Source organism: Streptomyces sp. NBC_00683 (assembly GCF_036226745.1).
Classification (GTDB): Bacteria; Actinomycetota; Actinomycetes; order Streptomycetales; family Streptomycetaceae; genus Streptomyces.
In genome coordinates, this window is record NZ_CP109013.1 from 3,461,829 (window position 1) to 3,484,735 (window position 22,907).

Below are 22,907 nucleotides of genomic sequence, written 5' to 3' on the forward strand. Positions count from 1 at the left end.
TGGGCCGATGGGGGACACGGCCGACGGTGAGGCTGCGGTGATCGCTCGTGTGCGCGCCGGCGAGGCGGAGGCATACGCGCAGCTCGTGCGCGCCCACACAGGTGTCGCACTGCGGGCGGCCGTGGCCTTCGGCGCGGGGGCCGACGCGGAGGACGTGGTGCAGTCCGCGTTCTTCAAGGCGTACCAAGCGCTGGGGCGCTTCCGGGACGGCGCGTCCTTCCGTCCGTGGCTGCTGCGGATCGTGGTGAATGAGACGAGAAACACAGTCCGGTCGGCGGGGCGCGCACGGGCGGTGGCCGGGCGTGAGGCCAGATTTCAGGGTGCCGACCCGCTGATACCCGATACGGCGGATCCCGCGGTGGCGGCGCTGGCTGAAGAGCGGCGGACCCTGCTGTCTGCCGCGTTGGAAGAGCTCACCGAGGAGCAGCGGCAGGTGGTGACCTGCCGCTATCTCCTCGAAATGGACGAGGCGGAGACGGCGCAGGCGCTGGGCTGGCCGCGCGGGACGGTGAAGTCCCGTCTGAACCGTGGACTGAAGAAGCTGGAACAGCGGCTCGGCGGGCAGTTGGGCCCGGGTCCGGGACCGGAAGGAGGTGAGAGGAATGGCTGAGATGGACGACCCGACGCCCCCGGGATCGGCACACAATCGCCCGGGCCCGGAGCGCGACGGAGACCGGGCGCGGCTGCGGGCGGAGCTGCTTGCCCTGGGCCGCGGCCTGGACGTGCCGGCGACCGACGGCCGCACGATGGCCGAGCGCGTGCTGGCGCAGATCGTCGCCGAAGCGGCGCCCACACCGGTGCGCGAACCACCGGGTCTGCGGGAGCGGACCGGCGCGTGGGCCCGCAGGCACGCACGGATGTTGACCGCCGCCCTCTCGGGCCTGCTCGTCGTGCTGGTGCTCACGCCCCCCGTCAGGGCGGCGGTCGTGGAGTGGCTCGACTTCGGCGGGGTCCAGGTGCGGTACGCACCGTCGGCGGAGCCCCCCGGCCCGGCCGACGCGTCGCGGGCACCGGGCGCCGGAAGCACCGGCGCGCCGGGGGCGGCCGGGGAGCCGGGTGCCCCGGACTGCGCCGAGTCGGTGCCGATCGCCGAGGCGGCCCGGCGAGCGGGTTTCCGGCCGGTCGTCCCCGGCGAGCTCGGTCCACCGGACGCGGTGGCCGTGACAGGCCTGCCGGAGCGCCGGTGGATGGTCACCCTGTGCTGGCACGAGCGGGGGCGGACCATTCGGCTCGACGAGTTCGCGTCCGGGCTCGATCCGTACTTCACCAAGCAGGTCCGCATACAGCCGCAGTGGCTGGAGCTGGGCACGGACGACACCGGTCCCCGGACGAAAGCGCTGTGGTTCGCGCAGCCCCATCAGCTGGACTTCGGGATGGTCGGGAAGGACGGTCTGCGGTGGGTCCGGTCCGAACGGACCGCAGGACCGACGCTGTTGTGGGTGCGGGACGGTCGGATGACGCTGCGGCTGGAAGGCGTGGACTCGCAGGAGCGGGCGCGCTCGGTCGCCGAGTCCACTCTCTGAACTCTGGACGACCTCTGGACGACCTCTGGACCTCCGGGCCTCCGGGCCTCCGGGCCTCCGGGCCTCCGGGCCTCCGGGCCTCCGGGCCTCCGGGCCTCCGGGCCTCCGGGCCTCCGGGCCTCCGGGCCTCCGGGCCTCCGGGCCTCCGGGCCTCCGGGCCTCCGGGCCTCCGGGCCTCCGGGCCTCCGGGCCTCTGGGCCTCTGGACGGACCGGAAAACAACCGGTTCCGGACGGAACCTCGAAGGGCCCGGCGGTGTATCAGAAGTGTCCGGTCCGGAGGGTCCGCACCGGACACAGGCAGGGGGACGACACATGCGAAAGCGACAGGAGCGCCGGGGGTGGGTGCGGCGTCTCGCCGTTCTGGTGACGGTCCTCGGGCTGGGCGTGCTGCTCGCGCCGAGCGCGGTGGCGGGCGGGCAGACGAGCGTGCTGGTCACCTCACCGTCGAGCGGCGAGGCCTCCGCCCTCTACGTATCGGATCCGAGATTCGGCGGGCTGTCCCGCCTGCTGGGCCCGCCGGACAAAGGCGACCGTCCCCGCCCTCCGTCGCTGGACGGCTCGGTGGCGACCCGGCAGATCAACGTGACATGGATGGCCCTCGACCTGCAGCCGACCCGGACGGACCGGGTGTTCCCCGGAGCCGACCCCGACACCGTATGGATACACACGGCCGCGCAGGTGCCGGCCACCTATCGGGGTCTCTGGCACCGCGCCGCCGAGCCGAGGAAGCTGGTCGCCCTCCTGGACTCACTCGGGCTGATGGGCAGGACGAGCCCCGAGAAGGCGGGGCCCGCGCTGCATCCCCGTCCCTGGGAGAGCGAGAGTGCCCAGGCGCCCGCCGCAGGGACCCCGGCCGGCGGGGCGCCATCACCGGATGGCGTGGCCTCCCCCGGCCGGAGGGCTCTCGCGGCCGCTGTCGCGGCAGAGGATGCGGGGCCTTACGAGCGCCTCGACCATTGGTGGTGGGCGATACCCGGGCTCGCGATGGGCGCGGTGCTCGCCCTGGCCCTGCGTTCGAGGGGTGGTCGACGGGAGCCGGGGCGGCGTCAGGAGCTGCTCGACCGCTGAGCGGCAGGGAGAGCGACAGGAAGCGGTGCACCGGGGGTTCGGAGGCGCGCCGCACAGTAAAGGTTTCCTCGTCCCGGATCCGACCGACGATACAAAGTGGGCACACCCCGCCCACGCCGCACGACGAACGGAGATCCCGTGTCGACCACGGAAACTGCCATCGCCTCCGCCGAGGCGCACAGCGCGCACAACTACCACCCGTTGCCGGTCGTCGTCGCCTCCGCGGACGGAGCCTGGATGACCGATGTCGAGGGCCGCCGCTACCTCGACATGCTCGCCGGTTACTCCGCCCTCAACTTCGGACACGGCAACAGGCGCCTCATCGACGCGGCCAAGGCCCAGCTGGAGCGCGTGACGCTGACCTCGCGCGCCTTCCACCACGACCGGTTCGCCGACTTCTGTACGCAGCTCGCCGAGCTGTGCGGCATGGAGATGGTGCTGCCCATGAACACCGGAGCGGAGGCGGTGGAGACGGCGGTGAAGACCGCGCGCAAGTGGGGGTACCGCGTCAAGGGTGTCCCGGACGGCATGGCGAAGATCATCGTCGTCGCCGGCAACTTCCACGGCAGGACGACGACGATCGTCAGCTTCTCCACGGACCAGGAGGCGCGGGCGGACTTCGGCCCGTACACACCGGGGTTCGAGATCGTGCCGTACGGGGACCTGACCGCGCTCAGTGAGGCGATGACCGAGAACACCGTGGCGGTGCTGATCGAGCCGATCCAGGGCGAGGCCGGGGTGCTGGTACCGCCGCCGGGCTATCTGCCCGGGGTCCGGGAGCTGACCCGGGAGCGGAACGTCCTGTTCATCGCGGACGAGATCCAGTCGGGGCTCGGCCGCACCGGCAAGACCTTCGCGTGTGAGCACGAGGGCGTGGTTCCCGACATGTATGTGCTGGGCAAGGCGCTGGGCGGTGGTGTCGTGCCGGTGTCGGCCGTGGTCTCGTCGGCGGCGGTGCTCGGTGTCTACCGCCCGGGTGAGCACGGCTCGACGTTCGGCGGGAACCCTCTGGCCTGCGCGGTCGCGCTGGAGGTGGTCGCGATGCTGCGCACCGGTGAGTTCCAGCAGCGGGCGGCGGAGCTGGGTGACCACCTCCACCACGAGCTGGGGCTGCTGGCCGGCGAGGGGGCGGTGGAAGCCGTCCGGGGCCGCGGTCTGTGGGCGGGGGTCGATATCTCCCCGGGGCTCGGGACGGGCAGGGAGATCTCGGAGAAGCTGATGGATCGCGGGGTACTGGTCAAGGACACCCACGGTTCGACGATCCGGATCGCCCCTCCCCTGGTGATCAGCAAGGAGGATCTGAACTGGGGCCTGGACCAGCTCCGCGCCGTACTGAGCGCCTGAGGTCCGCGTCCGCGGTGTGCTGAGCGCCTGTGGTCCGCGTCCGCGTCCGCGGTGTCGGAGCGCCCGACCGAGTCGGCCGGGGCCCGACCGCCCGGGAAGCGGTCATACGGGCCCGGCCTCCCAGGGCGGCAAGCCGGGGCCCGGCCGCCCGGAGTGCCCGGAGTGCCCGGCCGCCCGGGAAGCGGTCATGCGGGGCCGGCCTTCCGGGCCGGCCGCCCGGGGACCGGCCTCCCGGAGTGCCCGGCCGCCCGGGGAGGGCGTCGGTCAGCGGGGACCGGTCGGCTGCTCGTGGGCTCTCAGAGGATGACGTGGGGCAGGAAGCGGGCGTATTCGTCCGTGACCAGCCCCGCCGATTCCCGGATGCCGAGCCCGGCCGCCTCGTCTTCGACCACCCAGGCTCCGAGGACGACACGGTTGCCCGCGAAGTCGGCCAGCGGCGCCAGTTCCTGGTAGCAGCACGGTTCGTCGCGCAGCACCTGCTCGCTGCCCGGCTCGTGGATGGTGACTCCGGCACCCTCCCGGCCGAGCAGCGGCTTGGCGACATAGCCCGCTCCGCCGGGCCCGGCCAGCTCGCGGGGTCCGTCGAGATAGGAGGGCAGCAGATTGGGGTGACCGGGATACAGCTCCCACAGGACGGCCAGCAGCGCCTTGTTGGAGAGGAGCATCTTCCAGGCGGGCTCGATCCAGCAGGTGGTGCCGGTTCCGCCCCCGTTGTCGAGGGTGTCCAGCACATGCGGCCCGAACCGGTCGGTCGCCAGCCACTCCCACGGGTAGAGCTTGAAGCAGCTGCGGATGAAGCGGAGCCGCTCGTCCACGAACCGGCCGGCCAGCCGGTCCCAGCCGATCTGTTCGACGGAGAGTGCCTCGGTCTCCACTCCGGCCTGCGCGGCGGTCTCCCGGAGATAGGCGACCGTCATCAGGTCCTCGCCCAGTTCGTCGCCGTCGGAGTGGGCGAAGTACAGCGGCCCGGGCGGAAGCAGCGGGGCCTGCCGCTTCCACGCGTCGACGAGGCGCTCATGAAGGGAGTTCCACTGGTCGGCCCCCGGGAAGCGGTCCTCCATCCAGAACCACTGAGGGCTGGCGGCCTCCACCAACGAGGTCGGGGTGTCGGCGTTGTACTCCAGCATCTTCGCCGGACCGGTCCCGTCGTACCGCAGGTCGAACCGGCCGTACAGGGAGGGGAGTTCGGCGCGGCGGCGCCAGGACTCGGCGATCAGGCCCGCCAGCCGGGGGTCGGTGATGCCCAGATCGGCGAAGCGGTTCTGTTCGACGATGTGCCCGGCGGCGGCCAGGCACATCGTGTGCAGCTCCTCCACGACCTCTTCGAGCGCCTCGACCTCGGGCAGCGAGAAGACGTAGTAGGCGCTCTCGTCCCAGTACGGGCGCAGGGATCCGTCCGGGTAGCGGGTCAGGGGGTAGATCAGCCCCTGCTCCTCCACGGTCTCCTGCCAGCCGGGACGCGGCTCGATGGTGCGGCGCTCCATGCCGGCTCAGCCGCCGCCGGAGCCGGAAGATCCGAATCCGTCCCGCTCGACCGCGGACTTGTTGAAACTGCCGCCGGAGACTTTGTTGTTGGAGCTGCTGCCGCCGTAGTAGTACGTACCGCTGCCGTTACTGTCGCTGCACTCGTAACTCGGCAGTATTTCCTGGGTCACCCGGTCGACGCATCGCCGGTCCGGTTCCGAACTGCAGGAGGTGAGCGTCGCCGCGAGCACCCCCATGCCGCCGAGCACCACGGTGCCCGACCTGAGCCTGCGCCTGACCATTTTCGGTTCTCCCCCGTCGTACCCACGAGCCACTGGACGCAGTCAGATTAGATGCCCGACCGGCTCGACCGAAATCACGTGCCGACGCTCTCCCGTTTGTCCGGACATCCACGCCTACGGCAGCACCCGGCAGAGCGCGTCCAGCGAGCCCGCCCAGGCGCTCTCCGGCGGAGATCCGTAGCCGATCACCAGTCCGTCCCGGCCCGCCGCCGCCTCCCGGTGCCGGAAGCGCGACAGCCCCTCGATCGCGAGTCCCTGCCAGGCCGCCGCCTGGACCACCGACCGCTCGGTGCCTTCGGGGAGTTCGAGCACCGCGTGCAGCCCGGCGGCGATGCCGCTCACCCGGATGTCCGGGGCACGCTCGGCGAGCGCCTCGACGAGCTGGTCGCGGCGGCGCCGGTAGCGCAGCCGCATCGCGCGCACATGGCGGTCGTAGGCCCCCGACTCCATGAACTGGGCGAGTGTCAGCTGGTCCAGCGTCCCGGACATCCAGTCGAAGCCCCCCTTCGCCTCGCACACCTCTCCCACGAGTCCCTCCGGCAGGACCATCCAGGCCAGCCTCAGCCCCGGCGCCAGCGACTTGCTGGACGTCCCCAGATAGACGACCCGTTCCGGGTCCAGCCCCTGGAGGGCGCCCACCGGCTGGCGGTCGTAGCGGAACTCCCCGTCGTAGTCGTCCTCCAGGATCAGGCCCGACGCGGAGCGCGCCCAGTCGACCGCAGCGGCCCGCCGGTCGGGGTGGAGGGGCGTACCCGTCGGGAACTGGTGCGCGGGCGTCATCAGCACCGCGCCCACGCCTCGCATCCCACCGAGCTCGCCGGTCCTGGCCCCGAGCCCGTCCACCGGCAGACACGGGGTGCGCAGTCCCGCTTCGGACAGGAGGTTCCAGTGGATGTCGAGACCGTACGACTCGACCGCGGCCTCCTTGACCCGCCGCTTCCGCAGCACCTTCCCCATCAGCATCAACCCGTGGACGAACCCGGAGCAGATCACGATGCGTTCCGGGTCCGCGTCCACACCGCGCACCCGCGCCAGGTAGTCCGCAAGCACGGTGCGCAGTTCGATGCGCCCCTGTGCATCCCCGTACCCGAAGGCCTCGTTGGGCGCGGCGGTCAGGGCGCGCCGGGACGCCTTGAGCCACTCGGCGCGCGGGAACGCCGACAGATCGGGGGATCCGGGCATGAGGTTGTAGGCGGGCCGGCGCCGTACCTGCCGGGATCTCGCCGTCCGCGCGGCCGGCCGGCGCGGAGCGGCCCGCTGCGCGACCCTCGTCCCCGAACCCTGCTTCGCGGTGAGCCAGCCCTCGGCGACGAGTTCGGCATAGGCGTCGGCGACGGTGTTGCGGGCGACCCCGAGATCGACGGCGAGCGTACGGGACGAGGGCAGCCGCGTGCCCGGGGCCAGCCGCCCCGTGCGGACAGCCTCCCGCAATGCGTTGATCAGCCCGCTCCGCACCCCCGCGCCGACCGGTTCGATGTGCAGGTCGGCCCCGAAAGCGGCCCAGGAATCCGTCATGGAAATGGACCATACCGGTGCGCCACCGGAGCCGTAGCGTCGTAGGCATGACGACGAACGAACACAGCCACGCCCCCGAGCACCCCGCCCGACTGCAGTGGGCCACGCTCTCTCCCGATGTCTACAAGGCCATGGTCCGGCTGGACGCCGCATCGCGTAAGGGGCTCGACCCGGCGCTGCTCGAACTGGTGAAGATCCGGGCCTCGCAGCTCAACCGCTGCGCCCTCTGCCTGGACATGCACTCGAAGGACGCCCTCGCCGCGGGTGAGTCCGTCGAGCGGATCGTCCAGCTCAGCGCCTGGGAGGAGTCGCAGCACTTCTACACGGAGAAGGAACTGGCGGCGATCGAGCTGACGGAGGCCGTGACGGTCCTGACCGACGGGTTCGTACCGGACGAGGTGTACGCGAAGGCCGCCAAGCAGTTCGAGGAGGCCGAGCTCAGCCAGCTGATCGCAGCCATCACGGTGATCAACGCCTGGAACCGGTTCGGGGTGGCCACCCGTCAGGTACCCGGCCACTACACGCCCGGCGACATCAAGCACTGAGGCGGCGGTGAGCCACATGAACGAGCCGGTGTCCGTCTTCCGCGCCCTGCACCACAACCGCCCTCCGGGCGACCCCCTGCTCCTGCCCGGTCCGTGGGACGCCGCGAGCGCCCGTGCCTTCGCCGACGCCGGCTTTCCGGCACTGGCGACACCGAGCGCCGGGGTCGCGGCCTCGCTCGGCCACGAGGACGGGCACACGCCCGCCGCCGAGATGTTCGCGGCGGTGGCCCGGATCGTGCGCGCCGTGTCCGTTCCCGTGTCTGCGGACATCGAATCCGGTTACGGCCTGACCCCGGCGGAACTCGTGGAACGCCTGCTGGAGACCGGCGCGGTCGGCTGCAACCTGGAGGACTCGGCCGACGGGATCCTCCTCGACCCGCAGCGGCACGCGGACCGGCTCGCGGAGGTGCGCTCCGCCGCAGGCGGCCGTCTCTTCGTCAACGCCCGCGTCGACACGTACATCAGGGGTGTCCCGGCCGGAACGGACGTGGTCGCCGAGACGATCGCCCGCGCCCGTCTCTACGCGGCCGCCGGTGCGGACTGCGTCTACCCGATCACTGCCCCGGCCGACGACCTTCCCCGTCTTGCCGCCGCCGTCCCGGTTCCGCTCAACGCCAACGGCACACCCGACGGGCCGTCCGACGCCCGCCGGCTGGGCGAGCTCGGCGCCGCACGGATCACCTTCGGTCCCCTGCTGCAGCGACGGGCCGCCGCCGCGGTGCGCGACCTCGCGGAACGGCTGCGCGGCCGCTGAAACCCAGACACGAGAAGGCAAACCCGGACATGAGAAGGCGCCCCCGGCAGCATGTGCTGCCGGGGGCGCCTCTTCGTACGGATCCGGTCCGGCCGTGGCCGGAGTCCGGTCAGATCAGGCCGAGCTCGCGGACCGCGTCGCGCTCCTCGGTGAGCTCCTGCACCGAGGCGTCGATGCGCGCACGGGAGAACTCGTTGATGTCCAGGCCCTGGACGATCTCGTACCTGCCGTCCTTCGTGGTGACGGGGAAGGAGGAGATGATGCCCTCGGGGACGCCGTAGGAGCCGTCCGACGGGATGCCCATCGAGGTCCAGTCGCCCTCGGCGGTGCCGTTGACCCACGTGTGCACGTGGTCGATGGCGGCGTTGGCGGCCGAGGCGGCCGAGGACGCGCCACGCGCCTCGATGATCGCCGCGCCGCGCTTGGCGACGGTCGGGATGAAGGTGTCGGCCAGCCATGCCTCGTCGTTGACGACCTCGGCGGCGTTCTTGCCGGCGATCTCCGCGTGGAAGATGTCCGGGTACTGGGTCGCCGAGTGGTTGCCCCAGATCGTCAGGCGCTTGATGTCGGAGACGGCGGCACCGGTCCGGGCGGCCAGCTGCGAGATCGCGCGGTTGTGGTCCAGACGGGTCATCGCGGTGAAGCGCTCGGCCGGTACGTCCGGGGCGGCGGCCTGCGCGATGAGCGCGTTGGTGTTGGCCGGGTTGCCGACGACGAGGACCTTGATGTCGTCCGCGGCGTTGTCGTTGATGGCCTTGCCCTGCGGCTTGAAGATGCCGCCGTTGGCGGAGAGCAGGTCGCCGCGCTCCATGCCCTTCGTGCGCGGGCGGGCGCCGACCAGGAGGGCGACGTTCGCGCCGGCGAAGCCGACGTTGGCGTCGTCCGTGATCTCGATGTTGCGCAGCAGCGGGAAGGCGCAGTCGTCGAGCTCCATCGCGGTGCCCTCGGCGGCCTTCAGACCCTGCGGGATCTCGAGGAGTCGCAGGTTGACCGGCACGTCCGGGCCGAGCAGGTGGCCGGAGGCGATGCGGAAGAGCAGCGCGTAGCCGATCTGGCCGGCTGCGCCGGTCACGGTGACATTCACGGGAGTGCGGGTCATGGCGATCTCCGTTAGACAGCTGGCGGTGGGGGTCCCTGCCCCTGGTGCTGGATATCTCTGAATCTTGATGTGAAGAGATATCCAGCGGTCAGGCTATCCGACCCCGGTCGCCCCGGCCGCCCACCCCCCTGTGGGACCGCACACAGCCGGTCACGTACCGCAGCTGTCCGTTCGCCGTGATGCCCTACTCAGGTGTGGTGCAGCCCTCCGTGCCGGAGGCGAGGGTCGCGCACGCCTTCGCGTCCGATGCCTTCTTCACCGCGACCATCGGGGTGTACGCATCCGCATCCGCGTCCGCGTCCACCGTGCCGTCCTGCCCGCCCGCGCCCGCGCTGATCCGAACGGTGTCTCCGGGAGCGGCCTTCGTTATACGGGCCCACGCGGCCGCACAGGTCTTGCTGTAGCGGACCTCGACGAGGCTGGTGCCCACCGTTGCCCTGGAGACCGTGCTCGCGAACTGGCCTCCGCAGCCCATGGCTTCCGGGTCCTGTCCGGTGCAGTCCGCGCCGGTGCACTCGACCCCGGCCGGCAGCTCCGGTGCGGTGGTGCTCGGCTCGGCGGACGGGGTCGCGGTCTTCCTCCCACCGTCGTCCGCACCCAGGTCGGTGAGCAGCACCGCGCCGGCTATCACCAGCAGAGCGCCCACCACACCCACGAGGAACATCGTCAGCTTGCGACGGCTGCCGGGCTGTCCGCCCCGGCCCGCACGCCGGTCCGGCCGCTGCGCCCCCGCACCGGCGGAGTGGAATCCGTCCGCGGGGCCGAGGCCGCCCGGGGCACCGGCATCCGGTGCCGCCCCGTGCCTCGGCTGCTGCGGGATCCGCGGAACGGCTCCGCGCTGGACCGGCACGGACGGCGGACGGCCCGCGTCGCGCACGTCCTCCCCGGGCTCGGGCGCGGTGGAGACCCCCGCGCCCCCGCCCGCCCGTCCACCGGACCGGCTGCTCCGGCCGGCCGCGGGGGCGGAGGTCGGCCCGAACTCGCCGAGCGCCGCACGCGCCTGCGAGATCCGTATGGCCTCCATCGTCATGTCGTGGCGCATCTCGGAGCGGCTCCAGGCACGCTCCGCCAGCTCCCACATGGTCGTCAGGTGGTTCTGATTGGTGCCTGTCACCTCGGCGAGCGCAACGATCGCCCCCTTGGGCGCGAGCAGCCTGCCGTTGAGATATCGCTCCCAGGACGTCTTGCTGTAGCCCGTGCGGTCAGCCACCGCGGCGATGCTCAGCCCGCTCCGGTCGACCAGCCTGCGCAGCTGGTTGGCGAACTCCTTGACCTGCGGGTCGAGTTCCTCCGGCAGTGCCTTCCAACGAGGCATTACTCCCCCCTCATCCTTTTTCCCCCGAACGTGCCCGACGCGCCCCCGCTCCGTGACACCGAGCCCTGACGCCCCACTCAGAACCGGCGGTCTCCCGCTTCTGAACTACCCACGAGGATGCACAAAGCCAAGGTGTCAGTTCCTCATAGGGGGGCGCATGGGTGCATTCGGCGTCACCGCACGCTCCGTCGTACGCCTGTGGCGTATGCCGGGTCAGTCTGCCACCGTTGCGCGGCGATCACACCGTGGCGGAATGGTCACTTCCGTGCCACAGGCCACTGCCATCCCTTGAACCGGACACCTCATGTCCATGACCCTGGAGGCAGGACGGGGCAAGGCCGCTCAAGTCACCGCATTCCGGCGTTTCTTGCTCCGGGACGTCCCGTCCGGTGTCCGTCCCTTCTCGGGGGAGGGGACGGACACCACAGGCTTCTAGCGGATGGTGAAGTGGACGACGTCCTCCAGGATGGGGACGTCCAGCCACGGCTCGGGCTGCGCCATCAGCGCGAGCAGGACGATCAGGGTGCCCATCAGGCCGTACGTGACGAGATCGGTGAACCGGGACCGTACGGCCAGCATGCCGACCGAAGGAACCACCCAGCGCAGCACCGCCCCCGCCAGGAGGGCGATGCCCATCAGCATCGCGCCGATCCTGAAGGCTTCAGCGAAGGGGTCGGCCCCCACGATCAGCAGCCCGACACCGGCGGTGCAGAGCACGGTGAGCAGCGGCCACTGCCGGGCGGGCGCGGGAGCGTCCCCCGGCGCGGCGCGGCCGCCGCCCTCGGGACGGGCGGTGTCACGGGTCAGCGAGAAGCGCCGCGAGGGCGCCCGGGTGGAGCCGCCACCGCCGGCACCCTCCGGGGACGCCTCGTCGGACTCACCGGCCGGGGACGCCTCGTGGGACTCACCCGCCGAGGGCTCCTCGTCGGACTCGCCGACTGCCGGTGCCTCGTCGGACTCGGACTCACCGGCCGATGCGGCCGCCGGTGCCTCGTGGGACCCATCCGTCGATGGCGACCCAGCCGGAAGGTCCGTAACAGCCGTCTCGTCCGGACCTTCGGTCACAACCGCATCGCCCGAACCGCTGGGCACAACCGCCTCGTCCGTTTCAACAGCCTCGCCGGCGTGCGCACCGTCCGCCGGACTCGTACCAGCACCCATGACGCTCCTACCGGCCCGGATCAGCCGGCGGAGACGGCAGAGGCATCGGCCGCCGCACGCTCGGCCGCCTCGACCACGTTGACCAGCAGCTGGGCACGGGTCATGGGTCCGACGCCGCCCGGGTTCGGGGCGACCCACGCGGCGACCTCGGCGACACCGGGGTGCACATCGCCGACGATCTTGCCGTTCTCGTCCCTGCTGACGCCGACGTCGAGCACGGCCGCGCCCGGCTTCACGTCCTCGGGCTTGATGAGGTGCGGCACACCGGCGGCGGCGACGATGATGTCGGCCTGCCTGAGGTGGGCCGAGAGATCACGCGTGCCGGTGTGGCACTGGGTGACGGTCGCGTTCTCGGACTTACGGGTCAGCAGCAGCGGGATCGAGCGGCCGATGGTGACACCGCGTCCGACGACCACCACGTGGGCACCGTTGATCTCCACACCGTGCTTGCGGAGCAGCGTGACGACACCCTGCGGGGTGCAGGGCAGCGGGCCGGTCTCGTTCAGCACGAGCTTGCCGAGGCTCATGGGGTGCAGCCCGTCGGCGTCCTTCGCCGGGTCCATCAGCTCGAGGACACGGTTGGTGTCGATGCCCTTGGGGAGGGGGAGCTGCACGATGTAGCCGGTGCATTCGGGGTTGGCGTTGAGCTCCCGTACGACCTCCTCGATGTCCTCCTGGGTGGCGGTGTCGGGGAGTTCGCGCTGGATGGAGCCGATGCCGACCTGTGCGCAGTCACGGTGCTTGCCGTTGACGTACCACCGGCTGCCCGGGTCGTCCCCGACGAGCAGGGTTCCCAGGCCGGGGGTGATGCCCTGCGCCTTGAGGGCCGCCACGCGGACGGTCAGATCGGATTTGATCGCAGCTGCGGTGGCCTTGCCATCGAGAATCTGGGCAGTCATGGCACCCATCCTCGCGGATGACCCCACCCGCATACCAATTCTGGGTTGCACCGTGGACACGAGGTTGCACTTGCACAACACATTTGCCGGTTGACTGGACAGAAAGCCGATGTCAGGACGACGATGAGGCGCGCAGTATCGCGGACAGTGTCGGGGGGACCAACCGTTTCGGATTGCGCATCGTTCCTCCGCCCGGACCGCGTCGTCCCCGCACATTTGCAACGGAGGAATTCCGCCATGAGCTTCGGCGACCCCAACAACCCCTACGGCCAGCAGCAGGGCCAGCAGCCGGGCGGGCAGCAGCCGGGCTACGGCTACCCGCAGCAGGCCCCCCAGGGCGTGCCGCAGCAGGGCTACGGCTACCCGCAGGCGCCCCCCGTCCAGGCCGGCTACGGCGGCTTCCCCGGCGTTCCCACGGAGATGCCCGGTGGCGTGAAGTCCGCGCGGGTCATGCTCTACGTGATCGCGGGCCTGCAGCTGATCGGTGCGATCATCTTCGCGATCGCCGCCGCGGCGGTGAACGCTGCCAAGAACGACGCCTCGCTGCAGGAGGACGTCCAGTTCCAGGAGCTCGCGGACTACTCGGGCAACGCCCTGTGGGGCATCGTCGCCTTCGCGGTGCTGTGGGGTGTCCTCGCCGTGTTCCTCGCCGTCAAGTTCGGCAGCGGTGGCAACGGCATCCGCATCACCGCGATGGTCTTCGGTGTGATCACCGCGATCCTCGGCATCTACCCGTTCATCGTGGTCGGCCTCGTCCACACCGTTCTGGCCATCCTCGTCGTCGTCTTCGTGGCGAAGTCCGACGGTGGCAGCTGGTTCAACCGCCAGCAGCAGCCGCAGTACTGATCCACCGGGTGGGGTGCAGTCCCACCGACAAGGCCGCAGCTCCCGCGTTCCGCGGGGCCTGCGGCCTTCGGTGTTCCCGGGGCGCCGGGGGCTGCGCTCAGGAGCGGAAACCGGACGGGGCCGGAGTCGTCCGCTCCATCACGACGAAGGACCCCGACCGGTGCTTGATCCGGTAGCGCGCCTCGGGATGGAGCTGCTGGGCGTACTTCACCGGATCGTCGATCGGCGTCGACCAGCCGAAGTCCAGGTTGATCGCCACGACGTCGGGAGCGGTGCCCGGGGCGCCGCCGACCCAGTAGACCGTGCGGTCACCGGTCAGGTGCGCCATCAAAGTGATGTCCGTCTCCACGCGCGCACCCTTGGGGATGGCGTCCAGAGCTTCCTCGGCCGCCTCGACGCGCGCTTCGGAGCGGTAGAACTCCGGGCGCAGCAGGTCGCGCAGGGGAAGGTGCTGGGTGAGGGTCACGGCGATCGCCGCGGCCACGGGCACGGCGACGTTCGCGTACGCGAGGAGCCAGGGCCGTTCCGAGGCGCGGCTGCGGCGGATGCCGTCGGCCATCGCCAGGAAGACGACCGGCATGAGGATCGCGCTGTAGTGCCAGACCATGCCCCAGTGGTTGGAGTCCTGGGACAGCAGCCGCCAGCCGAGCGTGGGCAGCACGAGCAGCATCAGGGGCGAGCGCAGCGCCATGAAGGCGGTGATGCCGACCAGGAAGATCAGCATCTCCACCTTGACGGAGGAGTCGAGGACGCCGAGGACGGAGTCGAGCAGGGAGACCTCCTGCTCACCGTTCTTGTCGATCTTCTTCCAGTAGTCGTACGTCCCCGCGCTGCTGGCCGCCGGTATGAGGACGAGCACGGTCAGCGCGAACGCGAACACCCCGAAGGCCGCCAGCAGCATGCCCTGGAGCCGGCGCCCGTAGAGGGCGAGGAGGGCGCCGACGACCGCGACGGTGATCCCGAGGTCCTCCTTGATCAGGACCAGGGGCAGCGCCCAGAGGACGGCGGCCGTCCAGCGCTGCAGGAGAAGCGCGCGGCAGACGAGGGCGATCATCGGGACGGCGAACGCTATTTCGTGGAAGTCGGCCTTCACCGCCTCCTGGAGGCCCCAGGAGAGCCCGTAGGCGACGGTGGCGCAGAGGCCGGAACGGCCGCCCAGGAGCTGCTGGACGGTGCGCCCGACGATGACCGCGGAGGCTGCGAACAGGGCGGCCTGGGCGAACAGCAGCGCGAGGGCGGACGGCCAGATCCAGTAGAGGGGGACGAGGAGCGCCACCACGGGGCTGAAGTGGTCGCCGAGTATCAGGTAGCCGGGGCCCTTGATGTTGACGACCGGGGCGTTCAGCCCGGCGTACGCGCGCACCTCCTGCTCGAAGATGCCCAGGTCCCAGGAGGGCGACTGGAAGTGGCTGTACCGCAGGTACGCGTAAAGGAAGTAGAGCGCGCACAGGAGTGCGGCCACGATCAGATAGGGGCGCAACGGCCCGGGGCCCGACGGACCGTCGGCCCGCTCGGGGGCCGTTTCCGGCTGTTCCCGGCCTCCGGGAACGTCCGTGTCGCTCTGGTTCAGGTCAAGCACGATGCCCCCGCAACGGATTCCCTCGCTGGTCTCTGCCGGTCGTACCGGTCCAGCCACTACGGCCCGACAAGGCCATTCATTAGAACAGAGGGACGACTGATCTCCGTACGCCGGGACGCGGCGCAGGCCGCACCCGGAGCGGGTGCGGCCTGCGCCGGATCACTGCCCAGTTATCAGTGGAAGAAGTGGCGCGTGCCCGTGAAGTACATGGTCACGCCCGCCTTCTTCGCTGCCTCGATCACCAGTTCGTCGCGGACCGAGCCGCCCGGCTGGGCCACGGCCCTGATCCCGGCGGCGGTGAGAATCTCCAGACCGTCGGGGAAGGGGAAGAAGGCGTCCGACGCGGCGTACGCACCGCGCGCCCGCTCCTCGCCTGCCCGCTCGACGGCGAGCTTGGCGGAGTCGACGCGGTTGACCTGGCCCATGCCGACGCCGACCGAGGCGCCGTCCTTGGCGAGCAGGATCGCGTTGGACTTGACCGCACGGCAGGCCTTCCACGCGAAGGCGAGCTCCCTGAGCTCGTCCGCGGAGAGTGCCTCGCCGGTCGCGAGGGTCCAGTTGGCCGGGTCGTCGCCGTCGGCCTGGAGCCGGTCGGTGACCTGGAGCAGCGCGCCGCCGTCGATGGGCTTCACCTCGAACGCGGTGGTCAGGGCGTCGGGACAGCGCAGCACCCGGATGTTCTTCTTGCGGGCGAGGATCTCGACCGCGCCGTCCTCGTACGCCGGGGCGACGATGACCTCGGTGAAGATCTCCGCGACCTGTTCGGCCAGCGCCACGGTCACCGGACGGTTGACGGCGATGACACCGCCGAAGGCCGACAGCGGGTCGCAGGCGTGGGCGTTGCGGTGCGCCTCGGCCACGTCGTCCGCGATCGCGATGCCGCACGGGTTGGCGTGCTTGATGATCGCGACGCACGGCTCGGCGTGGTCGTACGCGGCCCGGCGCGCGGCGTCGGTGTCCGTGTAGTTGTTGTAGGACATCTCCTTGCCGTGCAGCTGCTCGGCCTCGGCGAGGCCGCCCTCGCCGGAGGTGTAGAGCGCGGCGGGCTGGTGCGGGTTCTCGCCGTAGCGCAGGACGTTCTTGCGTACGAACGTGTCGCCGAGGAACTCGGGGAGGCCCGAGTCGTCCGAGGCCGCGTAGTCGTCCGCGAACCAGGAGGCGACGGCCACGTCGTACGCGGCGGTGTGCCGGAAGGCCTCGGCGGCGAGCCGCTTGCGGGCGGTCAGGTCGAAGCCGCCGGCCTTGACCGCGGCCAGGACGTCGGCGTAACGCTCCGGGCTCGTCACGACCGCCACGGACGGGTGGTTCTTGGCGGCGGCGCGGACCATCGAGGGACCGCCGATGTCGATCTGCTCCACGCACTCGTCGTCGGACGCGCCGGAGGCGACGGTCTCCTTGAACGGGTACAGGTTGACGACCACGAGGTCGAACGGCTCCACGCCGAGCTCGGCGAGCTGCTCACGGTGGGCGTCCAGACGCAGGTCCGCGAGGATGCCGGCGTGCACCCGGGGGTGCAGCGTCTTGACGCGGCCGTCGAGGCACTCGGGGAAGCCGGTGAGCTCCTCGACCTTGGTGACCGGCACCCCGGCTGCAGCGATCTTCCCGGCGGTGGAGCCGGTGGAGACCAGCTCGACACCCGCCTCGTGCAGACCGCGGGCGAGGTCCTCGAGCCCCGTCTTGTCGTAGACACTGACCAGAGCGCGGCGGATGGGCTTATTCACCGACATGACCGAGATGAACCTTTCGTCCCTCAATGCGATAGCCGTCGCGGGCGAGCCGCCCTACGGCCTCGACGAGCAGCTTGCGCTCGACTTCCTTGATGCGTTCGTGGAGGGCCGCTTCGCCCTCCGGGGTGTCCTCTTCGGTCACCTCGACCACGCCCTGCGCGATGATCGGACCGGTGTCGACGCCGTCGTCGACGAAGTGGACGGTGCACCCGGTGACCTTCACGCCGTACGCGAGCGCGTCGCGCACCCCGTGGGCACCGGGAAAGCTGGGGAGCAGGGCGGGGTGGGTGTTGATGAACCGGCCGCCGAACCCGGCGAGGAAGCCCTTGCCCACGATCTTCATGAACCCCGCGGACACGACGAGGTCCGGGCGGTGCTCCGCCACGGCGTCGGTCAGCGCGACGTCCCACTCCTCGCGGGTCGCGTACTCGCCGACCTTGCACACGAAGGTGGGGACCCCGGCACGCTCGGCGCGCTCGAGGCCGAGGGTGCCGTAGCGGTCCGCGCCGACCGCGACGATCCGGGCGCCGTAGCCCTCGGGGTCGTCACCGATGGCGTCGAGCAGGGCTTGGAGGTTCGTGCCCGATCCGGAGACCAGGACAACCAGACGGGCCGGAGCGGCGGAGGGGGGCGGGGAGGCCACAGCAGGGCCCTTTCTCGCGTGGTAAGGCAGGTGCGATGTACTGGAGTTGCATTTGTATGGTCGTACGAAAGAATCTCGCCCCTCGATACGGGGAACTCTACGAACGGGCCGACCGTCAGCAACGATACCGGCACACCCAGCGGCCCCCACGGGACGGGGGCGTGGCCGGGAGGTAGCGTCAGGGGACAGCGAACCGTCCTCAGGGCGGAAATGACGAGATGGGGAAGACGTTCACCACATGCCGGACCGCCTCCGCACCTCCTTTGGCCACCCGCTGCCCGAGCGGACCTTCACGCTGATGCGGGAACGCCAGTCCTCATCGCCGGACTCCTCCTCATCGCCGGACCCCTCCGCGACAGGCTCCTCCGGCGCACCGGACTCCTCGTCGGCACCGGGATCCTCCTCCCCTTCCGACGACAACCCGTTCGCCGCCCCGCCCGAGGACCGGCCCGACCAGCCCTGGCAGCCGCGCCACCCGTCCCACGGCGCGGGAGGCAACGAAGGCAACGGCGGCAACGGCGAGGGTCCGTCCGACGACCGCCCCGTCTGGGGCAGCCAGTGGAGCGACCAGCAGCCGGGCCGGCAGAACGGCGGCTTCGGCAGCCGCCCCGGCGGCACCGGCGGGCAGGGCGGCCCGGGCGGCGGCCCCGAGGGCAACCCCGGCGGACTGCGCTGGGACCCGACCGACCCCGCGCAGCGCCGAGCCCGCTACGCGGTGCTGGGCGGCATGTGGGCGTTCTTCTTCGCCCTCTTCGACTTCCCCGAGATCGCGCTGCTCCTCGGCGCACTCGCTGTGTACTGGTCGGTCAGCGCCTTGCGCGCAGGACCGCGGAAGACCCCGGCACAGAGCGCCACCGGCGGCGCGACCGGCGCGACAAGTGATGCGGCCCAGGGCCGTACCCCTGCACCCACCCCGCCCGGTGCACCTCCTGTGGCCCCGCCCGTGGGTGCGCCGCAGAACAGCGGCAGGCAGCAGACCACGGCAGCGGTCAGCGGTCTGGTCACCGCGCTGCTCGCCCTGCTGATCGTCGCCACGTCGTTCACGGTCCAGCTGGTCTACCGCGACTACTACACCTGCGTGAACGACGCGCTCACCAAGTCCGGCGCCCTGGCCTGCAACGATCTGCTGCCCGAGCCGCTGGAACCCTTCTTCGGCGTGAAGAAGTAGCGCCCGGGGAAGCCGCCCGCTACGAAGCAGTCCCCCGGCCGGGTTCCGGGTGCCCCTGGGCATCCGGAACCCGGCCGGCCGGCGTTCCGTCACCCTTCGCCGAGGCGCTGTCAGCACCGGGAACCGCGGGGAAGTCCGCCATCAGCCCGCCGGAGCTCTTGCGGAGCGAGGCCCAGCGCGCCTTCCTGGCACCGTCCTCGTGCCACGGGTCGGCCGGCAGGAATTCGTACGGCTCCGGGTCCGGGAGCCGTACCTCCGCCCTGTCCTCACCGCCGCTCTTCCCCGTCGCTCTGTCGTCCCCCTTCCCGCCGGCCCGCCCCTTCGGCTCCTCCTCCGCACGCTCCACCGGATCCCTCCGCCACCCCCACGGGTGTTCCCGCAACCGCCAGAACCTGAGCAGCAGCGCCACCGGTACGCCGACCACGGCTGTCCACGCCAGCGCGGCCGGCCCCACCAGCCACCAGACGGGGCCGAACTCCGCGAGCGCCCCGGTGCCCATCGGCCCGCCCGAGGCCGCGGCCAGTACCGCCGCACCCGCTCCGCATCCGACGGCCCCCAGCGCTGCCGCCAGCGCCGTGTCCCGTGGGCTCCAGGCCTCCTCGCGCACCCCGTCGTCGGGAGCCGCCCCCCGCGCCGTGAAGCGGGCGACCGCGAACCCGGCGGCCACCGGCACCGCCACCGCCGCCCAGTTCGCGGCCGTTCCCGGCCCCGGGGACGGCACAGCGGCAAGCAGCGGGAAGTCGGGCAGCGCCGGGTGCCCGGCGAAGGCGAGCGGGGTGGCCGTGGACGCCGTACCGAGGGCGAAACCCGGCCCGAGGCCGTACGCCGCACCCCACATCGCCGCATTCGGTACGAGGGCGAGCGCCAGGAGCAGGACGGCGACCCGGTCCGCCCAGTGGCCGGACAGTGCGAGGTAGGACTCCCGAGCCGCTCCCCCGTGCCACACCAGCGCCACGGCGACCACCAGGGCGCCCCCGCAGAGCAGCACCGTCACACCGGCCGCCACCGACCGGAGGACCGCCTGCGTTCCCGCCCGGAACCGGGACCTGGCGACAGCCTCCTGCAGTCTCAGCGGCGCCCAGACCATCAGCGGAGCCACCGGGCGCCCGCACGCCGTCCAGGCTCCGGCCGCTGCCGCGCCGGCCACCACCACGGTGAGCGGAAAGGCGAGCGAGGTCCGCTCGGCAGGCAGCCCGCCACCCCGTGCGTACGCCGCCGCGGCCAGCGCCACCAGCAGATATCCGGCGGTCACCGCGAAGAACGCACCGATGGCCGAATGCCTCGCCGCGGAACCCTCCTCCGGTTCCGCGGAATCCCGTGCGGCCCGGTGGACCAGCCACACCGGCAGCACGACGAGGAGCAGCGGGACGGTCGCCACGGGGGCCGGGTTGCCGCTCAGGGTGTCGGTCCTGACGAGCTCGGCGCCGTGCGCGAGGAGCCACATCCCGGTCGCCGCGTGGAGGGCCTCACCCGGACCGCTGTCGGGGTACGGGGAGCTGATCCACAGCACCATGACCAGGACGGACAGCGAGCCGAGCCCGAGCCCCGCCGCGATCGCCCCGCGTACAAAGGCGGAGGCCATAGCGGCCGACCTGCTCCGCTCGGCAGGCAACATCGGGCTGCGCTCGGTCACTTGGGTCACCCGGCCATGCTCCCAACGACACGCGCTTATTTCGTGTAACGGGCGAACGGCCGCTGTGTCGCTCAATATACGTTTATGTACTTTTTCACCCAGTGCAGTGTCTACGGGGGCCGGACATGACACGGAGCACCACCGGTCCGGTCACCGCCGCGCCGTTGCCCTCCCCCAAGGAGCGCCGACGGCTGCGTGAGGCAAGGGCACTGAGTGAGGAGCAGGTCGCAGCGGCCGTGGGCGTCACAGCGGCCACCGTCCGTGCCTGGGAGTCGGGGCGCACCAGCCCACGGGGCCGCAAGCGCACCGCGTACTCCAGGCTGATCGGCTCCGCAGACACCCGCACGGGGCCGCGGGAATCGCCGCCCCCCACCGTCGAAGCCACCGGGAGCACCACCATGTCCCCGACCGAGCCCGGCACCGGAACCGGGACTGCCACAGGCACCGAGGCAGCTCCGGCCCCCTCCTCCCCACCCGCGGCACCGGCCCCGGCGGGGCTCACGGCCGCCGAAGAAGCGTTCGACGCCCTGTACACACGCGTCGCTCCGAGCCTCGTCCACCAGGCCTACCTGCTGACCGGTCGCCGGAATCTGTCCCAGGAGGCCGTGGAGCACGCCTTCCAGCTCGCCTGGCAGCGCTGGCCCGAGGTCGCCAGGGACCGCGACCCGGGCGGCTGGGTGCGCGCGGCGGCGTACGAGTACGCGATGTCACCCTGGCACCGGCTGCGCCGCGCCCATCGCCACCCCGACGCGCTGCCCGAGGATCCGGGGCAGCGCGCACTGCTCGACGCGCTGCTCACCATGCCGCCGGCGCACCGGCGCACCCTGCTGCTCTACGACGGTGTGGGCCTGGATCTGCCGGAGACGGCTGCCGAGACCGAGGCGAGCACCCCGGCGGCGGCGAGCCGGCTGCTGAACGCGCGGGCCGCCATCGCCGAGCGGCTGCCCGAACTGGCGGACCCCGTGTCCCCCGGTGAGCAGTCCGCGCTGCTCCAGGAGCGGCTCGGCTCGCTCGCCCTGACCGAACAGGTGCCCGCACCGCCACCGGCCCGGACCGTCCGCCGGGGCAGCGAACGCAAGGCCGAACTCTGGACCCGGGCGGCGATCTGCTTCGCCGTGCTGCTCATCGGCACGACGGCGTTCACCCTGAAGACCGCTCCCACGCAGTACGAGCAGCCGATCGCACCGGCCGAGCGGGTCGGCGGCGTGCCTCCTCGCGGCGGCCCGGAAAAGCTGACCCCGCAGGATCTGGAGCTGCAGAAGGCGCTGCGCGGCGAGCTCGCGCACGGCCCGGAACGCCTGGTGCCGCGGATCCCCTGACCGGGTACGGCAACGGCTCGGGCCCGCACTCCTCCTGCGAGGAGTGCGGGCCCGAGCCGTTGCTGCGGTGACGCGGTGCCGCGGCGGACAGGCCGCCGCGACGCGCAATCAGCCGCCGAGGATCTCGCGCGCCAGCTTGGCGGTCTCGGTCGGCGTCTTGCCGACCTTCACGCCGGCGGCCTCGAGGGCCTCCTTCTTGGCGGCGGCGGTGCCGGAGGAGCCGGAGACGATGGCGCCTGCGTGGCCCATGGTCTTGCCCTCGGGGGCGGTGAAGCCCGCGACGTAACCGACGACCGGCTTCGTGACGTTCTTCGCGATGTAGTCGGCAGCACGCTCCTCGGCGTCGCCGCCGATCTCGCCGATCATCACGATGAGGTCGGTCTCGGGGTCCGCCTCGAACGCCGCGAGGGCGTCGATGTGCGTCGTACCGATGACCGGGTCGCCACCGATACCGACGGCGGACGAGAAGCCGATGTCACGGAGCTCGTACATCATCTGGTAGGTCAGCGTGCCCGACTTGGACACGAGACCGATGCGGCCGGGCTTGGTGATGTCGCCCGGGATGATGCCGGCGTTGGACTGACCGGGGGTGATCAGGCCGGGGCAGTTCGGGCCGATGATCCGGGTCTTGTTGCCCTTCGAGCCGGCGTACGCCCAGAAGGCGGCCGAGTCGTGGACAGCGATGCCCTCGGTGATGACGACGGCCAGCGGGATCTCGGCGTCGATCGCCTCGACGACAGCGGCCTTCGCGAAGGCCGGCGGCACGAAGAGAACCGACACGTCGGCGCCGGTCTTCTCGATCGCCTCGGCGACGGACCCGAAGACGGGTACCTCGGTGCCGTCGAAGTCGACGGAGGTACCGGCCTTGCGCGGGTTCACGCCACCGACGATGTTGGTGCCGTCGGCCAGCATGAGCTTGGTGTGCTTCATGCCCGTGGCGCCGGTCATCCCCTGGACGATGACCTTGCTGTCCTTGGTGAGGAAGATAGCCATGGTGTTGGA

The 22,907-nt window shown here is 71.5% G+C and carries 21 protein-coding genes; 9 read left to right on the plus strand and 12 right to left on the minus strand.

Annotation, left to right across the window (positions count from 1 at the left end):
* Positions 1 to 7 precede the first annotated feature (7 nt).
* From OG257_RS15200 to rocD, 4 genes are all read left to right on the plus strand, one after another.
* Positions 8 to 610 (plus strand): RNA polymerase sigma factor, encoded by a 603-nt coding sequence (locus tag OG257_RS15200; protein ID WP_329208134.1) that lies wholly within the window; start codon positions 8 to 10, stop codon positions 608 to 610.
* A complete protein-coding gene (locus OG257_RS15205; protein WP_329208136.1) occupies positions 603 to 1,523 on the plus strand; it encodes a hypothetical protein in 921 nt (306 codons plus the stop codon). Before OG257_RS15200 ends, OG257_RS15205 begins: the two co-directional genes overlap by 8 nt.
* Positions 1,524 to 1,836: 313 nt before the next feature.
* Positions 1,837 to 2,592 carry a hypothetical protein gene (locus OG257_RS15210; protein WP_329208138.1) on the plus strand — a complete coding sequence of 252 codons (756 nt, stop codon included), beginning with the start codon at positions 1,837 to 1,839 and terminating at the stop codon, positions 2,590 to 2,592.
* Positions 2,593 to 2,730: 138 nt separating this feature from the next.
* Positions 2,731 to 3,936 carry an ornithine--oxo-acid transaminase gene (gene rocD, locus OG257_RS15215; protein ID WP_329208140.1) on the plus strand — a complete coding sequence of 402 codons (1,206 nt, stop codon included), beginning with the start codon at positions 2,731 to 2,733 and terminating at the stop codon, positions 3,934 to 3,936.
* Positions 3,937 to 4,232: 296 nt separating this feature from the next.
* Here rocD and OG257_RS15220 read toward each other — a convergent pair whose 3' ends face one another.
* The 3 genes from OG257_RS15220 to pdxR form a co-directional block, all read right to left on the minus strand.
* Positions 4,233 to 5,420: a glutathionylspermidine synthase family protein gene (locus OG257_RS15220; RefSeq protein ID WP_329208142.1), complete on the minus strand. Its 1,188-nt coding sequence runs from the start codon at positions 5,418 to 5,420 to the stop codon at positions 4,233 to 4,235.
* Between the two features lie 6 nt (positions 5,421 to 5,426).
* Positions 5,427 to 5,702 carry a hypothetical protein gene (locus OG257_RS15225; protein WP_329208143.1) on the minus strand — a complete coding sequence of 92 codons (276 nt, stop codon included), beginning with the start codon at positions 5,700 to 5,702 and terminating at the stop codon, positions 5,427 to 5,429.
* Positions 5,703 to 5,816: 114 nt separating this feature from the next.
* Positions 5,817 to 7,217 (minus strand): MocR-like pyridoxine biosynthesis transcription factor PdxR, encoded by a 1,401-nt coding sequence (gene pdxR / locus OG257_RS15230; RefSeq protein WP_329208144.1) that lies wholly within the window; start codon positions 7,215 to 7,217, stop codon positions 5,817 to 5,819.
* A 47-nt stretch (positions 7,218 to 7,264) separates the two neighbouring features.
* Between pdxR and OG257_RS15235 the strand changes: the two genes are divergently transcribed.
* Together OG257_RS15235 and OG257_RS15240 are read left to right on the plus strand one after the other, a co-directional pair.
* Complete coding sequence (locus OG257_RS15235) at positions 7,265 to 7,762, plus strand: carboxymuconolactone decarboxylase family protein (protein ID WP_329208145.1); 498 nt, start codon at positions 7,265 to 7,267, stop codon at positions 7,760 to 7,762.
* Positions 7,763 to 7,778: 16 nt separating this feature from the next.
* Positions 7,779 to 8,516, plus strand: a complete 738-nt coding sequence (locus tag OG257_RS15240) for an isocitrate lyase/PEP mutase family protein (protein ID WP_329208147.1) — start codon at positions 7,779 to 7,781, stop codon at positions 8,514 to 8,516.
* Between the two features lie 109 nt (positions 8,517 to 8,625).
* On the opposite strand, the gene OG257_RS15245 is transcribed toward OG257_RS15240, so the two are convergent.
* The 4 genes from OG257_RS15245 to OG257_RS15260 all read right to left on the minus strand — a co-directional run bounded on the left by OG257_RS15245 (position 8,626) and on the right by OG257_RS15260 (position 12,990).
* Positions 8,626 to 9,615 carry a malate dehydrogenase gene (locus OG257_RS15245; protein ID WP_329208148.1) on the minus strand — a complete coding sequence of 330 codons (990 nt, stop codon included), beginning with the start codon at positions 9,613 to 9,615 and terminating at the stop codon, positions 8,626 to 8,628.
* Between the two features lie 184 nt (positions 9,616 to 9,799).
* On the minus strand, positions 9,800 to 10,930 hold the full coding sequence (locus OG257_RS15250; RefSeq protein ID WP_329208150.1) for an XRE family transcriptional regulator: 1,131 nt from the start codon (positions 10,928 to 10,930) through the stop codon (positions 9,800 to 9,802).
* 432 nt (positions 10,931 to 11,362) lie between these two features.
* Positions 11,363 to 12,091: a DUF3017 domain-containing protein gene (locus OG257_RS15255; protein ID WP_329208152.1), complete on the minus strand. Its 729-nt coding sequence runs from the start codon at positions 12,089 to 12,091 to the stop codon at positions 11,363 to 11,365.
* 20 nt (positions 12,092 to 12,111) lie between these two features.
* Entirely contained in the window at positions 12,112 to 12,990 is an 879-nt protein-coding gene (locus tag OG257_RS15260; RefSeq protein ID WP_329208154.1) for a bifunctional methylenetetrahydrofolate dehydrogenase/methenyltetrahydrofolate cyclohydrolase, read from the minus strand.
* A gap of 237 nt (positions 12,991 to 13,227) precedes the next feature.
* Between OG257_RS15260 and OG257_RS15265 the strand changes: the two genes are divergently transcribed.
* A complete protein-coding gene (locus OG257_RS15265; protein WP_329208155.1) occupies positions 13,228 to 13,836 on the plus strand; it encodes a hypothetical protein in 609 nt (202 codons plus the stop codon).
* A 97-nt stretch (positions 13,837 to 13,933) separates the two neighbouring features.
* On the opposite strand, the gene OG257_RS15270 is transcribed toward OG257_RS15265, so the two are convergent.
* The 3 genes from OG257_RS15270 to purN form a co-directional block, all read right to left on the minus strand.
* Positions 13,934 to 15,415 carry a DUF2079 domain-containing protein gene (locus OG257_RS15270; RefSeq protein WP_329208157.1) on the minus strand — a complete coding sequence of 494 codons (1,482 nt, stop codon included), beginning with the start codon at positions 15,413 to 15,415 and terminating at the stop codon, positions 13,934 to 13,936.
* Between the two features lie 173 nt (positions 15,416 to 15,588).
* Positions 15,589 to 17,142 carry a bifunctional phosphoribosylaminoimidazolecarboxamide formyltransferase/IMP cyclohydrolase gene (purH, locus tag OG257_RS15275; RefSeq protein ID WP_329208159.1) on the minus strand — a complete coding sequence of 518 codons (1,554 nt, stop codon included), beginning with the start codon at positions 17,140 to 17,142 and terminating at the stop codon, positions 15,589 to 15,591.
* Complete coding sequence (gene purN, locus OG257_RS15280; protein WP_329208160.1) at positions 17,129 to 17,785, minus strand: phosphoribosylglycinamide formyltransferase; 657 nt, start codon at positions 17,783 to 17,785, stop codon at positions 17,129 to 17,131. The genes purH and purN overlap by 14 nt, the downstream gene beginning before the upstream one ends.
* Positions 17,786 to 18,023: 238 nt before the next feature.
* On the opposite strand from purN, the gene OG257_RS15285 reads away from it, so the two are divergent.
* The gene (locus OG257_RS15285) at positions 18,024 to 18,953 is read left to right on the plus strand and encodes a hypothetical protein (protein WP_329208162.1); all 930 of its coding nucleotides are present in this window, start codon (positions 18,024 to 18,026) and stop codon (positions 18,951 to 18,953) included.
* Positions 18,954 to 18,972: 19 nt separating this feature from the next.
* Here OG257_RS15285 and OG257_RS15290 read toward each other — a convergent pair whose 3' ends face one another.
* Complete coding sequence (locus OG257_RS15290) at positions 18,973 to 20,568, minus strand: cell division protein PerM (RefSeq protein WP_443054563.1); 1,596 nt, start codon at positions 20,566 to 20,568, stop codon at positions 18,973 to 18,975.
* 143 nt (positions 20,569 to 20,711) lie between these two features.
* Here OG257_RS15290 and OG257_RS15295 point away from each other — a divergent pair, with 143 nt between their 5' ends.
* Entirely contained in the window at positions 20,712 to 21,905 is a 1,194-nt protein-coding gene (locus OG257_RS15295; RefSeq protein ID WP_329208166.1) for an RNA polymerase sigma factor, read from the plus strand.
* Between the two features lie 108 nt (positions 21,906 to 22,013).
* Here the strand turns inward: OG257_RS15295 and sucD are convergent, their stop codons facing one another.
* Positions 22,014 to 22,898: a succinate--CoA ligase subunit alpha gene (gene sucD / locus OG257_RS15300; RefSeq protein WP_329208168.1), complete on the minus strand. Its 885-nt coding sequence runs from the start codon at positions 22,896 to 22,898 to the stop codon at positions 22,014 to 22,016.
* Between the last annotated feature and the right edge of the window lie 9 nt (positions 22,899 to 22,907).

Excerpts from the sequence above, each read along its gene's own strand:
- OG257_RS15200 (WP_329208134.1), top strand. The coding sequence starts at position 8 with ATGGGGGACACGGCCGACGGTGAGGCTGCGGTGATCGCTCGTGTGCGC.
- OG257_RS15205 (WP_329208136.1), top strand. The coding sequence starts at position 603 with ATGGCTGAGATGGACGACCCGACGCCCCCGGGATCGGCACACAATCGC.
- OG257_RS15210 (WP_329208138.1), top strand. The coding sequence starts at position 1,837 with ATGCGAAAGCGACAGGAGCGCCGGGGGTGGGTGCGGCGTCTCGCCGTT.
- OG257_RS15220 (WP_329208142.1), bottom strand. The coding sequence starts at position 5,420 with ATGGAGCGCCGCACCATCGAGCCGCGTCCCGGCTGGCAGGAGACCGTG.
- OG257_RS15225 (WP_329208143.1), bottom strand. The coding sequence starts at position 5,702 with ATGGTCAGGCGCAGGCTCAGGTCGGGCACCGTGGTGCTCGGCGGCATG.
- pdxR (WP_329208144.1), bottom strand. The coding sequence starts at position 7,217 with ATGACGGATTCCTGGGCCGCTTTCGGGGCCGACCTGCACATCGAACCG.
- OG257_RS15235 (WP_329208145.1), top strand. The coding sequence starts at position 7,265 with ATGACGACGAACGAACACAGCCACGCCCCCGAGCACCCCGCCCGACTG.
- OG257_RS15240 (WP_329208147.1), top strand. The coding sequence starts at position 7,779 with ATGAACGAGCCGGTGTCCGTCTTCCGCGCCCTGCACCACAACCGCCCT.
- OG257_RS15245 (WP_329208148.1), bottom strand. The coding sequence starts at position 9,615 with ATGACCCGCACTCCCGTGAATGTCACCGTGACCGGCGCAGCCGGCCAG.
- OG257_RS15250 (WP_329208150.1), bottom strand. The coding sequence starts at position 10,930 with ATGCCTCGTTGGAAGGCACTGCCGGAGGAACTCGACCCGCAGGTCAAG.
- OG257_RS15255 (WP_329208152.1), bottom strand. The coding sequence starts at position 12,091 with ATGGGTGCTGGTACGAGTCCGGCGGACGGTGCGCACGCCGGCGAGGCT.
- OG257_RS15260 (WP_329208154.1), bottom strand. The coding sequence starts at position 12,990 with ATGACTGCCCAGATTCTCGATGGCAAGGCCACCGCAGCTGCGATCAAA.
- OG257_RS15265 (WP_329208155.1), top strand. The coding sequence starts at position 13,228 with ATGAGCTTCGGCGACCCCAACAACCCCTACGGCCAGCAGCAGGGCCAG.
- purH (WP_329208159.1), bottom strand. The coding sequence starts at position 17,142 with ATGTCGGTGAATAAGCCCATCCGCCGCGCTCTGGTCAGTGTCTACGAC.
- OG257_RS15285 (WP_329208162.1), top strand. The coding sequence starts at position 18,024 with ATGCCGGACCGCCTCCGCACCTCCTTTGGCCACCCGCTGCCCGAGCGG.
- OG257_RS15290 (WP_443054563.1), bottom strand. The coding sequence starts at position 20,568 with ATGTTGCCTGCCGAGCGGAGCAGGTCGGCCGCTATGGCCTCCGCCTTT.
- OG257_RS15295 (WP_329208166.1), top strand. The coding sequence starts at position 20,712 with ATGACACGGAGCACCACCGGTCCGGTCACCGCCGCGCCGTTGCCCTCC.
- sucD (WP_329208168.1), bottom strand. The coding sequence starts at position 22,898 with ATGGCTATCTTCCTCACCAAGGACAGCAAGGTCATCGTCCAGGGGATG.